The organism is Bacillus sp. BML-BC051 (genome assembly GCF_019656175.1).
GTDB classification, from domain to species: domain Bacteria; phylum Bacillota; class Bacilli; order Bacillales; family Bacillaceae_G; genus Bacillus_A; species Bacillus_A mobilis.
In genome coordinates, this window is the sequence record NZ_BPLI01000077.1 from 58,837 (window position 1) to 73,642 (window position 14,806).

The window sequence follows — 14,806 nt, forward strand, 5'->3', positions numbered from 1 at the left end:
ACGCTATAAGTGCATAACAAGATATAATAGAAGAAATCAAGAAGGAGGCTGGCTGTGAAAAATCTTCGTTATTTCAATATATTCACTATTTTAATTGTATACACACTACTCATGTTTTACATCGGCTGGAACGGTTGGGTTTGGCTTCACGCGTTGTTTGGCTGGGAATCTTGGGGATATTACGCTTTCGTAGTCGGTTTTATTTCATATGCGTACATTCTCGTGCAAGTGTTTAAGTTTTTGCCATTTCTACGAACGATAGGTTCGATTTGGTTTGCGGTCATACAATATGCGCTTATGTTGTTGCCGTTAGCAAATATTACGGTCTTTCTTTTACAGTTTTCAGTGGAGAAAGAAGCAGCAATTATTTGGACAGGGACGGCCGTGTTACTTGCGTTTATCTTTATTTTTGCATATGGGGTATTCAACGCATATAGCCCAGTAGTTAGAAAGTACGAGGTGCACATACCGAAAAAAGTAGAGGGACGTAAAAGCTTACGCATTGCGATGGCTTCTGATATGCATTTCGGTAAATTATCTGGCATTTCGCATTTAAAAAGACTTGTCCGTCATGTAAATGAGATGGAGCCTGATATTATTTTACTGCCAGGTGATATTATCGATGATCATCCAGGTGTGTTCATTCAAAAAAATATGGGACCAATTATGAAGCAAATGAAGGCTCCATTAGGCGTATATGGTGTGTTAGGAAACCACGAATATTACGGCCGAGCGGTTCCTGAATTTTTACAAGAGATGGATAAGATTGATATTCGTATTCTGTTAGATGAAGTGATTACAATTGAAGATCATTTTTATCTCGTTGGAAGAAGAGATAAAACAGAGCGAGATCGTCAAAGCTTTGAAAATCTAATGAGTACGGTAGATAAATCTATGCCAGTTATCGCAATGGATCACCAACCATTTGAGTTGAAACAAGCAGCGGATGCTGGCGTCGATTTACTATTATCTGGCCACACGCACCGCGGACAAATGGCGCCGAATCATATTGTAACGAGAAGAATGTACGAATTAGACTGGGGATACGCACAAAAAGGTGCATTCCACGCGATTGTTTCGTCTGGTTTTGGATTCTGGGGGCCACCGCTTCGACTTGGAAGTAGATCTGAGATTGTGCAGGTGGAAGTTACGTTTGAATAGGTGTATAAAATAGAGAGCGAATTGCTCTCTATTTTTCAATAAAAAAAGGCTCCACATAAGGAGCGCTCAATAAAAATAAATGAATTAAAAGAAATAACAGACATGTATAATATACAACATTTATAATTTTATATCAATATATTTTGATTTATAATTTATGTTGATATCGATTTTATAAAAAAGGTACGATTAGAAGACGCTGCTGAAATGAAGGGGGATTATAAGTGGTTATATCAGATGTTATTTACGGTGAGTTTAAAGTGGATCAAGTAGTAGAAGAATTAATTGTAAGCAATCCTGTGCAAAGACTAAAAGGTATTCATCAAAATGGCGCAAGCTACTTACTAAATGAGAACTGGAATGTAACACGCTTTGATCATTCAGTTGGTGTTATGTTGTTGGTTAAAAAACTTGGTGGTTCAGTAGAAGAACAAATTGCAGGTTTACTGCATGACGTATCACATACTGCTTTTTCCCATGTGATTGATTACGTTTTTGATAATAGAAATGAAAGTTATCATGAAGAGATATTTAGTTCTGTTGTGAAAAACTCAGAAATTCCAGCGATCCTTGCGAAGTATGGTTATAACTATGAAGATATTTTGTTAGATGATTCGAAATGGACGTTACTCGAAAGGTCAGCACCAGAATTATGCGCAGACAGAGTGGATTATACGTTACGAGATATGTATACATATGGGTATGTTTCTTTAAAAGAAGTTCACAGTTTTTTAGAGGATATCATTGCTGTAGATGGGAAAATGGTTCTTCAAAGTGTCGAAATGGCAGAATGGTTTACAGAAACGTATTACAAAGAAGTAATTGATTTCTTTATGAAGCCAATGAATATTTACGGAAACGACATGTTAGCGAAAACGCTAAAGTTAGCTCTTCATAAAAGGATTATTCATGCAGATGACTTTCTTCTTGAAGATGATGCGCTTATTTCGAAATTGCAGCAATGTAGTGATCCAGAAGTACATGCTTTATTAAGCAAAGTTCATCCGAATGTAAACGTAAAAGAAGATAGAAACGATTATGATTTGTATCAGAAAAATAAAGTCCGTCTCATTGATCCTCCATTATTTCGTGAAGGTGAAGTTGTCCCATCGTCTGTGGTGTCGGAAAAAATAAGACAGATGAGCGAGGTCGCTTATGAAAAAGCGGTGAGAGGGATGTATGTGAAATTGATTTCGAATTAACAGAAAGAAGGTATCATCACATAAGATGATACCTTCTTTTTATTCATCTAATATTTTCCACTCATTTCCCCAGTCCTTCATCGCGTCAAAAATAGGACGGAGTGTTTTCCCTTTTTTTGTAAGTGAATATTCCACGTGAGGTGGCATAGTTGAATAGATTGTTCTCTTTATAATATTTTCTTGTTCAAGTTCTTTTAAGCGAAGAGAGAGTGTGCGTGGGCTAATGCCACTTAGACGTCTTTCAAGCTCAGCAAAACGTTTAGGACCATAAAATAAATCTCTTAAAATTAAGAAAGTCCACTTTCCACCTATTACAGACATTGTTTTTTCAATGGGGCATTTTAATAAAATCTCTTCATTTACATTTTCCATATAAACGCTCCTTACTATATAAAAGTATAGGTACTATATAAAAAATCAGTACTTTTATAATTAAAGTACTTTCTTTATTATAGTTCTAAAGGAATATATAGGTAAATTACTAATTTTTGAGAGGGGAGTTAGCAAGTGAATGGAGTGGCTAGTAGAAATTTAGATGTTCAAACAAAAGAGAAATCAGGTATCGTCATTTTAATAACTTTGGCAATGGGTTTTATTATGGCAACATTAGACGTAACAGTAGTAAATATTGCAGTGGTGAATATTCAAGAAACATTAGGACTGACATTATATAGTTCAACATGGATTGTCGACGGATATATTTTATCTTTTGCGGCATTATTACTCGCTGGAGGGGCATTGGCTAACCAATATGGAGCAAAAAATATGTATATGGTTGGTTTAATCATTTTTGTATTTGCATCTCTTTTATGTGCGATGGCCACAAATGGGAACACCCTCATTATCGGCCGAGTACTTCAAGGCGTTGGAGCGGCTTTATTTATGCCAAGTTCACTTAGTTTATTAGTAGTATCATTTCCGGATGAAAAGAAGAGAGCTAAAATGTTTGGTATATGGTCGGCAATTGTCTCTATCGCCTCTGGTACAGGTCCTTTTATTGGTGGTCTTTTAGTAAATACATTTGGTTGGCGGAGCATTTTTATTATAAACCTTCCAATTGGGGTTATCGGTGTTCTAATGGCCTTTGTAATTATTCCAAACGTTTTACCGAAAAAGGAGAAAATAAACGTATTAAATCATTTAATCGGTATAACTACAATAACATTATTGGCTTTTACTCTAATTGAAGGTCCAAGTTATGGATGGTCCTCGTTTCAAATTTTAGGAGGGGTAGTGGGAACGGTATTGACTGCTATTCTCTTTGTTTATGCAGAACGAAAATCAAAAAACTCGGTTGTACCAAGAGTATTGTTCCAGAACGAGACGTTTTCCTCAGCAAATATAGTTGGATTTCTATTAAACTTTGCTGTATTTGGCGGCATATTTATGTTTGGGCTCTTTTTGCAAAAAGCATATGGAGCAAGCCCGTTTGTAGCAGGACTACAACTATTGCCAATGATGAGTGTATTTGTTATTGGAAATTTATTATTTGCCAAAATGGTGACTAAGTTTGGTTCAAAATTGCTATTATTTATAGCGTTATTTATAGCTAGTATAGGGTCTTTATTATTAATGTTTATAGTAAATAATGTGAGTTACATAGGAATTGCATTCATATACAGTATTGTTAATCTTGGAATCGGTATAGCAGTGCCTGCCATGACTACCATCGTAATGAAATCTGCCGGTCGTGAAAATGGAAATATGGCTGGGGCAACTTTAAATGTAAATCGTCAAATTGGTGCATTAGTCGGTATAGCAATTATGGGAATCATTTTAAATGAATCATCGAATTGGTACAGAGGGGCAAGCTATAGTTTTTTAGTAATGGGGATCGCCTATTTATGTGCAACAATGTTAGTTTGGAAGTTTGTGGAGAGGAAATAAAAAAGTAGAGCACCACTCCTAGATGCTCTACTTTTTCACATCACTGATCAAACCAATTCCAAACCTCAATATCTCCAAGCGTCGCATAACGAACGTGGGGTGAGTTTTGTAATTTTAATAACTCTTTCGATGGACCAGTAATGACAATGCCGTATACTTTAACGCCGTTATCTTTTACATACTGATAGCGCTTATCTAAGTTCAGCTCTTTTTCAGAAGTCCAAGTAGTTTTACTTACAGTTTTTTTATGCTCAGAAAGAATGCGCATCATTTCGATTACTTCATCTTCTTTTGTCTTCGGTCGTTTTGCTTCACTATCAGGGAGGTTTATATGTTCTGGAAATCCGATAACCTCTCCGCCATGTAGGATGAAATCTTCCTCATCTATTCTTTCTTGCCCTGTGTCTAAAGCGTACCATAAAGGAGTTGGCGGCATTTCTTGTGCTTCAAATGCGCTGTATAGAATTGACTCTACTTCTTGTAAAGTGTAAGCTTTATCGAAAGATATGGCTATTTCTGCAACGGTCCCCTCATGTATCTTTCCAAGTGTATCCCAAATTTTTTTAGATGATTCTTTCAAAGAAGCTTCTTCCTTGATTTTTGGATGAACAAAGGAAAGTTTTTTGGAATAGGGTTTGTTTTCCCATGATTTATTTTTGACAGTTACAGATGATAAGAAGCTACGCGTTGTTACTGTACCAATTGGAATTTCTTTTTTGCCGACCGTTTTAAATAAATTCATTTCAGTTTCTGTACGGAAAAAGGGTTTAACCTTCGTACTTCCTCCAGCGGAACGACTATTCGGCATTGTTGCTTCTAGTGCGAGTGCTGGAATCTCATCTACTTCAGTTAATTTTTTCATATTATAGAAGTAAAAAGAAGATGAAAAATGACCAACAAAATAGATTGCTATACAAACGGCAAGGACAAAACTAACGGTTTGCCAACGCTGTTTCCATTTTATTTTCCAAAATGGGACTTTAAGATTTTGTGGTGGTAGTCTTTTCTTTATCGGTTCACTCTTCGAAAGCAACTCATCTAAGTAAACTTCACACTCTTCACATGTCTCAATATGACTTTCTAACTCTTCTTGTTCATCATGCGTGAGCGTTCCGTTTTCGTATTTCTCCCACAGTTTTTTAAACTCTGTACAACCCATCCTGATCACTCCTTTATGCTTTTCGTTTCTTTTCGTCCCCTGTGTAATTCAATTTTCACTTTCGCTAGTGAGAGACCGGTCATTTCTGCTATTTCCTTATATGAGAATCCGTAGTAATCTCGTAGTAGTAGGACATTTCGTCTTTCAAGGGGAAGAGAAGATAAGCTGTCTAACCAACTAGCAATCTCATGTTTTACGAAATAAGAGTGCTCTGTACTTGGTACGTTTGGTAAATGGAATTCTTCAACTGTCGTTGTTTTATATCTTTTTTCTTTTCGATACCAATCGATAAAGGCGTTGTAGGCAATCGTAAATAACCACGGCCTAATTTCTTCTCCTTTATAATAGTCAATATGGACGAGCATTCGATAAAATGTTTCTTGCATGAGATCTTCCGCGTAGTGGGGATCTCCGGTTAGGGAGAGAAGATAGCGAAATAAATCTTGCATATGTTCGGAGTAAATTTCTTCTAATGAGTGTTTGCTTTTCACTACATTTCCCTCCCTTCATACATAACAACGAAATACATATAAAAAAGTTACAATTTTTTATGGAATTATAGTAAAAAACGTCAAGAATTGGATAGGATTCTCTTTTATCATAATACATATAAGGCGGGTGAACAGAGATGGAAAGCTATGAAACACAAATTCAAAGGTCAATTGATTATATTGAAGAAGATGTCATGGAAAAACAGACGTTGCGTAATTTAGCACGTATTGCAGGTTTTTCTGAGTCGCATTTTCATCGTGTATTTCAGGCGTTAGTAGGTGATACAGTAATGGAGTATGTTCGAAAGAGGAGGTTAGCCCGGGCAGCTTATCAACTTTCTCATACGGATGAAAAAATTATTGATATCGCGTTTGAGCACGGCTTTCAATCTCACGAAACGTTCACGAGAGCCTTTAAAAAATTATTTCAAATGACACCGAGTGAATATCGAAAACAAGAAATTGAAACACCGATGTATTACAGCGTGAATGTAAAGCAAAGAAAATTAAATCCGTATTTAGGAGGCATACAAATGGAATATCGTATTGTAAATAAACCAGAATTTTTAATGGCGGGTTATGAACTGAAGACGACAAGTAAAGAAGGGAAAAACCATCAAGACATCCCAGCATTTTGGCAAGAATATTTACAGAAAGATCTTGGAACGACAATTCCGAATCGTAAAGATACGAGCCAATGGGTAGAGCTTGGATTATGTACTGATTTTAATTTAGAAACAGGGGACTTCACTTATATAATTGGAATGGAAGTTACAGGATTTGAAAATGTACCAAATGAAGTTGCGAAGCGTACTTTCCCAGCAGCGACATATGCTGTATTTACAACGCCGAAAGTTCCTCATGAAGAAATGGTATCGTCTATTCACCAAACGTGGAATGCTGTATTCTCAGAATGGTTCCCGCATTCTGGATACGAACATTGCGGCGTTAATGAATTTGAACTATACGATGAGCGTTCCCATGCAGATAAAAGTGAGTTTGCTCAAATTGAACTTTGGATACCGGTGAAGAAGAAGTAATAGAAGGAAAAGCGAACCATTGAGTGGTTCGCTTTTTTCATATAGGTTGTTATATTTGCCGATTTTTGTCGATAAGTCGATATATCTTGAAAATCGCTGATATATTTTGAGTTGCCCGATATAATTTCATAGACTGTTGAACTTCGCCAAAAGAAAAGACGCCACATAGCGCCTTTCCTACGAATGAAACGGGAACACAAGTATAATCGTCGTTCCTTTTCCAAGTTCGCTATCAATAGAAATTGTTCCGTTATGAGCATGAACGAGCTGTTTCGTAATGGCGAGACCAAGTCCAGTTCCGATGTTGCTTTCTTCTGTATTGGTTCCTCTGTAATATCGCTCAAAGAGAAGTTCTTTCGTTTTATCATCCATTCCTTTTCCGTTATCTGCAATAGAGAGTGTAAATGAAGTAGCGTTTTGGGAAAGTTTTACGCTGACATTTGTCGTTTCATTATTATGTTTTACAGCGTTTACCAGTAAGTTTTCGATAATACGCTGGAACCATTTTTCTTCAATGAAATATTGAATTTTGTTTGAGCTTGGTACGAATTCAATATTTTGATTTTGAAGTGTCGGATTATTAATGAATTGTAATAATACTTTTTGGACGAATTGATTCATTTCAATGTTCACATGCTGCGCAGGAAGACTGTTATTTTTTAATTGATACGTTAAGCTTAAGTCATCAATTAATGTCGTCATATATTGAGATTTCTCTTTCATAACGCTGCCGAATTGTTGAATGTCACGATCAGTCCAGTTGTACTGCTGTGATTCTAGTAATAATGCGTAGCCATATATAGAGCTAAGTGGCGTTTTTAAATCATGTGTTAGACCGGTAATCCATTCTTCACGTGTCTGCTGCAGTACTTGCCTCATCGCATCATTTTTTTTGAGTGTAATAGAAAGATGCTCTAGTGAATTTGTCACATCACTAAATAAACGGAATGACCATTTTTCTTTACCAGATCGCCGGAATCTGACAGGTTTCCCTTTTTTACTAACAGGCTCTTCGTACTTTCCACCAGCTATATTTTTAAGCCAGCGCATCGCATGTAATAACGGTTTTCCAAATTTATTACCGTACCAAATAGAAAGAATGACTAAATAAACAAATACGATAAGAAGGATTAATCCGCATCCGATTAGAAACTTTTTAGTAAATACATCGTCTATTTCATCATCTGGGTAGTAGTACTCATTTTTAGCAGTTACAACAAGAAGATGATTGCTATTTGTGTCGTAAAAGCTAGACGTGTTTTCTTTATGATTCCACGGTTCTTTTTCGCTAAGAGCAGCTTGTATGACAGAAAACGTTTTTTTCTTTCCATCTGGATAGGAGAATACTTCTTCGCCACCACTATTAAAGATTTGAAGTGTTGCTTTTTCTTTAGAAAGTAACTGTTTTTCTTGATCTGTTAATGTGAAAGAATCCATAGATACAGACGGGTGCTCTTTCTTGATTGTTTTCAGTAATACATTGCTTTTTAACATACCGCCGTATATAACAAGTACGTTCTTTTCTTCTAATTCAATTTCCCAATATGTAAATGTATAAGGGCTTTCTACATGATTCTGTATATACGAGAATAGAGATGTTTTCGTATAAGATGTCGGTACGTCACTTGGCGTATTAAAGTGATAGAGAACTTTTCCGTCTTCCTCTACAACTTGAATCCAATCATTTTTCTCTTTAATTAAGTCTTTTACTTCAGCTTTCAACGAAATATCGCCATCTTCTGAAGAGATATATCTTGCAATCATAAAATTCTCCGCATCTGGAATGTTCGGTTCGTATGAAGTACTAGTAACAAGAAAAATTAAATAAGTGAATGCAGCTACTACAGCAATTAGTAATGTAACTAAAACAAATACGTGTTGCATGATAAACTGGATAATGAGTCGTTTATTAAAGTTCATATCGTCACCCTACTTTGTAATGAACTTATAGCCAAGTCCGCGAACGGTTTTTATATATTCTGGTTTACTTGGGTCTTGTTCAATTTTTTCACGTAGTTTTCGAATGTGGACCATAACAGTATTGTCATCGCCATTATAGGCAGGTGCTCCCCAAACTTTTTCATATATTTCTTCTTTCGAAAATACGTAGTTCGGATTCTCGCAAAAGAAGAGTAGTAGCTGAAATAGCTGGGCGGAACATTCGACAACATGTCCATTTACTGTAAGCTCTGCGGAATATCGATCAATTTCAAATCTGCCAAACGAACTGGAGTGTGCTTTTTGTTCATTTGGTACTGCTTGTTTCATATGTCTACGGAGTTGTGCTTTCATACGAGCTACTACTTCAAGTGGATTAAATGGCTTCGTAATATAATCATCTGCACCTTGTGAAAATCCAGATATTTTATCTAAATCAGATGTTTTAGCTGTGAGGAAGAAAATAGGGCAATCTGTTTTTTTGCGAATGATGGGACAAATATCAAAACCAGACTGACCAGGAAGCATGACATCTAAAATAATTAAATCGTAATCGTTTTTTTCGGTGAGAGATAAAGCTATTTCAGCGGATGTTGCAGTTGTAATATGAGAAAAACCTTCTTTTTCAAGAATGGTAGTTAGTAATTGTAAAATTGCTGTTTCATCATCAACGAGCAAAATATTTGCTTCATACATAAAAATCCCTCCTAATTTCCTCGAATATCATATCATCTTTCGGTAACTTATGGAATTTTTAAGGAAATTTTAAGGTTTTCTTTCTCAAAAAATTAAGAATCAAATGATATGATAAAAGTAACATAGGGGAGGAGATGAGTGTGAATCCGTTTCAAACGATGCGAGCTAGATATTTTTTAATTGTATTTGCACTATTAACTTTAGTTGCAAGAGGCAGTAATGAATTGATAGAAAGTACATTTCATATACAAAATTCTACTTTTATAAATATTCTTATATTCTATATCCTTCCGATTACGTGGATTTTTTATGAATATAGAAAACACCGCGTTTCATTTTCATTATTTGTTAATAAAAATGAAACATTTAACCTGGTGCAAGTTTTATACATTGCGATTATGTTATGCGTGTTTAGTTATGGATATCTTATTTTGTACATGTATAGCTTTGCATGGATTACACCGGAATTTATTATGAGCGCGTTACGTGAACCGATTATAGATAGTACAGGGGGATATGTATATCAAGTTATTATGGTCGTATTCATCGCACCAATTATTGGTGAATTTGTTTTTCGGGGATTTTTACTGCAACGCTTTGCAGTAAAATGGGGAACGAGTATAGCAATCATTGTAGTAGCGATGTTGTTTGCGTTGCTACATGTTGATTTCCTAGGCGCAGTAGTATTTAGTGTTGTACTATCAATCGTATATATTCGTACAAATAGCTTACTCATGCCAATTGCTATTCACATGTTAAACAATGCATTTGTAATCGGTGCTTCTTTTCTAATAAATAAAGAAGAGATAATGAGTTTTGCAGATTTCTCAAATTATACGACGTTCTTTCCAGGACTTATTATTTTTATGACGGGATTAAACTTAGTACTCATCTTTCTATTTGTTAACCGCAAATATTGGAATAAAGAAATGCCAGCTATATATGTAGAGCAGGAAAAGAGCTTTTCAGACGTAGTGGGGGATAAATGAGATGAAGAAGACGATTGAAAAAATATTGAAAGACATTATAGATGCTACGTCTCTTACAGATATGTGTGATAAAAGCGTTTGTCATTGGGTGCAACCTGTAGTAGATACGATTGTGTTTCCAGAGTATTACTTATTTTCTAATACTCATGTAAAAGAAAATATTATTTCTCTTCTTATTGTGTTAGGGGTTTTACTACTATTTGGTTTAATTGTAGAAGAAATGATGAAGCGCATCTTCAAAAAAAATGAAGAGAAGTATACGTGGGTTCATAAAGTATTCGAGAAAGTAATGGTGGCTTTCCTTTTGTTTTATAGTATGAAAACAATCATTTACTTTATAGCTTTGAAACATCATTAATTCTAAATTTGAAAGGGATGTATAAAATTATATGAATGAAACAATATCATCAAATAAGTTTTTTTATTTGATTTTACTTAGCATTGTGCTGATCACGACAGTCAATGTTATTCTTCGCTGGGAGGAAGCTTATTTCTTTATGTATTTAGCACTCCATTTGTTAGGAATATTATGTATAAGCGGCGGAATAGTTGCTGAAAAAAAGAGTGAAGAAAGCGTTAATTATATGTGTGTGACCGGTCTTATTTTACTTTTAGCAGTGCAAGGTATTATGAAATATAGTTCTTTTTCTTTACAAGATTTTAGTTTATTAGTGGATGTACTTCCTTAAGGAGGAACGTTATGTTATCTAAGAAGCAAATAGGATACGTACTAGTTTTAATTGGTTTTTTTACGCTTATTGTAACGACGTTATTTTTTCAAGACTATGAATATATACGCTATATAAAAGGCGCTGGTTTCATATGTTGGGTTGTAAGTATATTTCTTATCCCAGAGTATGAACCGAAGAAAGTGTCTAAAGGTAGGTAAAACTCTTCTTTTTGTAGAAGAGTTTTTTTTGTAAGCAGAAGGCTCGCGAGCAATTCGCATAATAAGCTTGTTCTAATTTAGCATGTACGAACTTACAATAATAATAGACAGGCAGCATAGAGGAGGGAATAGCGTGAGGAAGGTTATTGGGTGGTCGCTTTTTTTGTACGTTGGGTTTGCGTTGCTTATATATTGGTATTTATTTGGATGGAATCATGAACTGATTCCGGACATGTATAAAGGAACAAAGGCAGATCCAGAAACGTTTATGAATGCAAGGGAGCTTACGCTAAGCCAAGATTATTCGCGCGTGAAAAATTTACTGTACTTTTTAGCGACGCCTCTGGAATGGATTATTTTATTATTTGTACTTGTGCTCGGTGTTTCAAGAAAGTTTGAGAAATGGTCGAAGGAAACGACGAAAATAAGTGTCCTGCAAGTTGCGATTTATTTCTTTTATTTATCACTACTCACAACAGTTCTTGCTCTGCCGATGCAATGGATTAGCCGAAAAGTGTCCGTTGATTACGGCATTTCAACGCAAAGTACACAAAGCTGGATAAAAGATCACGTTATCGATTTTTGGGTGAATTATGCGACTATGTTACTCATTGTTACTGTTTTGTTATGGCTTATCCGTAAATTCCCGAAGAGATGGTGGCTAGCAGGATGGGCGCTCTCTGTTCCATTTACAATCTTTTTAACATTTGTGCAGCCAGTCGTTATTGACCCACTTTATAATGACTTCTCGACGCTACAAAATAAAGAATTAGAAACGAAAATTTTAGCACTTGCAGATAAAGCTGATATTCCATCTGAACACGTATATGAAGTGAATATGTCAGAGAAAACGAATGCATTAAATGCATACGTAACGGGGCTTGGAAAAAATCTTCGCATTGTAATGTGGGATACAACGCTTAAGCAATTAAAAGATAAAGAGATTTTATTTATAATGGCCCATGAAATGGGGCATTATGTTATGAAACATATATATTGGGGCGTTGCGAGTTATGTATTGCTATCGTTTGTAGGGATGTATCTTATTAGCCGTATTATAAATATGTGTATTCGAAAATGGGGGGATACGCTAAAAATTTCAAAAGTAGCATGTTTCTCAATTTTACCTTTATTTTTCTTAATTTCTTCTGTACTATCTTTTGCATCGCAGCCAGCAACAAACTATGTTTCTCGTATAGAAGAACGAGCGGCAGATCAATATGCTTTAGATATGACGAAGGACGGGAAATCTGGTGTAAAAACGTTTCAATATTTATCAAAAACGAGTTTAAGCCAAGTAAATCCGCCTGCGTTAGTGAAGTTTTTCTTATACACACATCCACCAATTTTCGAAAGAATCCATGCGTTTGAACAATATGATAAACAAAGCAAAAAGAAGTAGCGATTATGCTACTTCTTTTTTAGAGATATAAGTTTTATATTGGGAATATTTATCATTGCTTTTTATTGCGATTTTGTAAATAATAAGCTATAAAATTCTAAAAATCTATATATAAAGGAATAAAGGTGGAAAAATGTATTTTTTAAAAAATTTAAAAGTGAAATATAAATTATTATCGCTTATTTCATTAGCAGTATTTAGCATGGTAATTATGAGCTGCGTAGCAATTAATTCTATTAACAAGATTAAGCATGATACAGAGGTTGTAGTAGATGATTATCAACATTCTGTAGTGTTATTAGAAGGAATGCTTCGTACACAAAATTCACTAGAGTATAACTTACTAGAATTAATTACAGCGTCACCAAATGAGGCGACAAATAAAGAGGGGATTATTGGTAATATTGAAAAGGATCTTGAAAAATATGATTCTTTATTAAAAGAATATGATGATGGCTTCAATTTAAGTAAGCAAGAGGATGAACTGTTTCAGAAGATGGAGAAATCTTTGCCAAGTTATATGGATACATATAAGAAGTTGTTTGATAAAGCGAAGCTAACAAATGAATCTCAAATGGTAAACGAATTTCATAAGGAATTAAAACCGAAGGGAGTAGAGTTAGCTAGTTATGCTGTAGATCTAGAAGCGTATGTTTCAAATTTAGCTGACCAAGTATTTAAAGATTCTCAAAAAATGATAGAGCGGTCTGTTATTACTTTTATCATTCTTGTAGTAGTTACTACAGTCATTATATGTATAGTAAGTTATATTATTAGCAAGCTTATAGTTGCCCCTTTACAAACGGTTAGTCTTATGATGGAAAGAGCAAAAGATGGGGATTTAACTGTACATGGTGAGTATAATGCTAAGGATGAATTAGGTGTATTAGTAAGTGATTTTAACGAAATGATTGCAGGGCTAAGAACAAATATGCAAGAAATAGAGAATAATATTCAGCTTTTATTCCAACATGCAGACGGAGTAGTATCTGCATCGGAAGTATCTAGTGGTGCAGCGAAGAAAATCACTATAGATATTGAAGAAGTTGCAAATGGCGCAGAGAGTCAAATGCAAGCAATGGAGCAAACTGCGGGTGCGATGGAAGAGTTGACACAAGGAATGCAGAGTATAGTGAATACAGCATCCTCTGTAAATGAATTGTCTGCTCAATCAGCATTAGATGCAGAGAGTGGTAACAAATTAATGAAACAAATGATTCAACAGATGGATACAATCCAAAATTCAGTACATAACGGTGTGAAACAAGTAGAGACTATGAAAGAACAATCAGAAGAAATTGTTAAAATCATTGATGTTATGCAAGGTATTACCTCTCAAATTAACTTATTAGCATTAAACGCCGCAATTGAGGCTGCACGTGCTGGGGAAAGTGGTAGAGGATTTGCAATTGTGGCAGATGAAGTAAGAAAATTAGCAGAACAATCCAGTGATTCTGCAAAACAAATTGAGAAGCTTATTACTCAAGTTATGGGAACAACGAACCATACGGTACATATGATGGGGAAAGTAGATAATGAGGTACAGGCAGGTACACAAGTAGTAATGCATACAGAAAAAGTATTTGGAAAAATTACAGAAAAAGTACAGCAAGTATCTGAGCAAATTCAAACGGTATCTATGTCTACAGATGAAATTGCAGCGAGTAGTGAAGAGATTTCGGCTTCTGCAGAAGACATGGCTCAAATTTCCCAAAGATCATCTGACCGAACTGATAGGGTAAAAGAGTCTATTCAACAGCAAGAAAAATCTGTTCAAGAGATCTCAGTTTCAATTGAACATATGCATAATGCAGCAGGAGGATTAAAACAAATAGTTGCCCAATTTACTCTTCAAAAGTAGTAGTATATTTAAGTTTTAATATAGAAAAATTCCATTCAATAAATAAAAAAATCATCCTATATAACAAAGGGTGATTTTTTTTATGGGAATT

At 35.1% G+C, this 14,806-nt stretch carries 15 protein-coding genes and 1 pseudogene; 11 read left to right on the plus strand and 5 right to left on the minus strand.

Annotated features, from left to right (window positions below; translation table 11 throughout):
* Positions 1–54 precede the first annotated feature (54 nt).
* The gene (locus K5S59_RS25715; RefSeq protein ID WP_098258468.1) at positions 55–1,161 is read left to right on the plus strand and encodes a metallophosphoesterase; all 1,107 of its coding nucleotides are present in this window, start codon (positions 55–57) and stop codon (positions 1,159–1,161) included.
* Between the two features lie 224 nt (positions 1,162–1,385).
* Positions 1,386–2,363 (plus strand): HD domain-containing protein, encoded by a 978-nt coding sequence (locus K5S59_RS25720; RefSeq protein WP_000236943.1) that lies wholly within the window; start codon positions 1,386–1,388, stop codon positions 2,361–2,363.
* A 39-nt stretch (positions 2,364–2,402) separates the two neighbouring features.
* Here K5S59_RS25720 and K5S59_RS25725 read toward each other — a convergent pair whose 3' ends face one another.
* A complete protein-coding gene (locus K5S59_RS25725) occupies positions 2,403–2,735 on the minus strand; it encodes a winged helix-turn-helix transcriptional regulator (protein WP_120449673.1) in 333 nt (110 codons plus the stop codon).
* Positions 2,736–2,870: 135 nt separating this feature from the next.
* On the opposite strand from K5S59_RS25725, the gene K5S59_RS25730 reads away from it, so the two are divergent.
* Positions 2,871–4,250: an MFS transporter gene (locus K5S59_RS25730; protein WP_001014654.1), complete on the plus strand. Its 1,380-nt coding sequence runs from the start codon at positions 2,871–2,873 to the stop codon at positions 4,248–4,250.
* 40 nt (positions 4,251–4,290) lie between these two features.
* On the opposite strand, the gene K5S59_RS25735 is transcribed toward K5S59_RS25730, so the two are convergent.
* The gene (locus tag K5S59_RS25735) at positions 4,291–5,409 is read right to left on the minus strand and encodes an anti-sigma factor (protein WP_000501925.1); all 1,119 of its coding nucleotides are present in this window, start codon (positions 5,407–5,409) and stop codon (positions 4,291–4,293) included.
* 5 nt (positions 5,410–5,414) lie between these two features.
* Positions 5,415–5,900, minus strand: coding sequence for an RNA polymerase sigma factor (locus K5S59_RS25740; RefSeq protein WP_098258465.1), 486 nt, complete (start codon positions 5,898–5,900; stop codon positions 5,415–5,417).
* A 137-nt stretch (positions 5,901–6,037) separates the two neighbouring features.
* Between K5S59_RS25740 and K5S59_RS25745 the strand changes: the two genes are divergently transcribed.
* Positions 6,038–6,940, plus strand: coding sequence for an AraC family transcriptional regulator (locus K5S59_RS25745; protein ID WP_000446834.1), 903 nt, complete (start codon positions 6,038–6,040; stop codon positions 6,938–6,940).
* A gap of 177 nt (positions 6,941–7,117) precedes the next feature.
* Here the strand turns inward: K5S59_RS25745 and K5S59_RS25750 are convergent, their stop codons facing one another.
* Positions 7,118–8,860 carry a sensor histidine kinase gene (locus K5S59_RS25750; protein ID WP_001010462.1) on the minus strand — a complete coding sequence of 581 codons (1,743 nt, stop codon included), beginning with the start codon at positions 8,858–8,860 and terminating at the stop codon, positions 7,118–7,120.
* A 9-nt stretch (positions 8,861–8,869) separates the two neighbouring features.
* A complete protein-coding gene (locus tag K5S59_RS25755; RefSeq protein WP_000272682.1) occupies positions 8,870–9,574 on the minus strand; it encodes a response regulator transcription factor in 705 nt (234 codons plus the stop codon).
* A gap of 134 nt (positions 9,575–9,708) precedes the next feature.
* Here K5S59_RS25755 and K5S59_RS25760 point away from each other — a divergent pair, with 134 nt between their 5' ends.
* From K5S59_RS25760 to K5S59_RS30760, 7 genes and pseudogenes are all read left to right on the plus strand, one after another.
* On the plus strand, positions 9,709–10,563 hold the full coding sequence (locus tag K5S59_RS25760; RefSeq protein ID WP_120449675.1) for a CPBP family intramembrane glutamic endopeptidase: 855 nt from the start codon (positions 9,709–9,711) through the stop codon (positions 10,561–10,563).
* A 1-nt stretch (position 10,564) separates the two neighbouring features.
* A complete protein-coding gene (locus tag K5S59_RS25765; RefSeq protein ID WP_000750874.1) occupies positions 10,565–10,921 on the plus strand; it encodes a hypothetical protein in 357 nt (118 codons plus the stop codon).
* 31 nt (positions 10,922–10,952) lie between these two features.
* The gene (locus K5S59_RS25770; protein WP_001006046.1) at positions 10,953–11,252 is read left to right on the plus strand and encodes a hypothetical protein; all 300 of its coding nucleotides are present in this window, start codon (positions 10,953–10,955) and stop codon (positions 11,250–11,252) included.
* 11 nt (positions 11,253–11,263) lie between these two features.
* Entirely contained in the window at positions 11,264–11,452 is a 189-nt protein-coding gene (locus K5S59_RS25775) for a hypothetical protein (protein ID WP_000949418.1), read from the plus strand.
* 133 nt (positions 11,453–11,585) lie between these two features.
* Positions 11,586–12,854: a M48 family metallopeptidase gene (locus K5S59_RS25780; RefSeq protein WP_001233303.1), complete on the plus strand. Its 1,269-nt coding sequence runs from the start codon at positions 11,586–11,588 to the stop codon at positions 12,852–12,854.
* A gap of 133 nt (positions 12,855–12,987) precedes the next feature.
* Positions 12,988–13,767: pseudogene (locus K5S59_RS30755) on the plus strand (MCP four helix bundle domain-containing protein); the annotation flags it as partial.
* A 156-nt stretch (positions 13,768–13,923) separates the two neighbouring features.
* Positions 13,924–14,715 (plus strand): methyl-accepting chemotaxis protein, encoded by a 792-nt coding sequence (locus tag K5S59_RS30760; protein ID WP_429681603.1) that lies wholly within the window; start codon positions 13,924–13,926, stop codon positions 14,713–14,715.
* Positions 14,716–14,806: the final 91 nt, after the last annotated feature.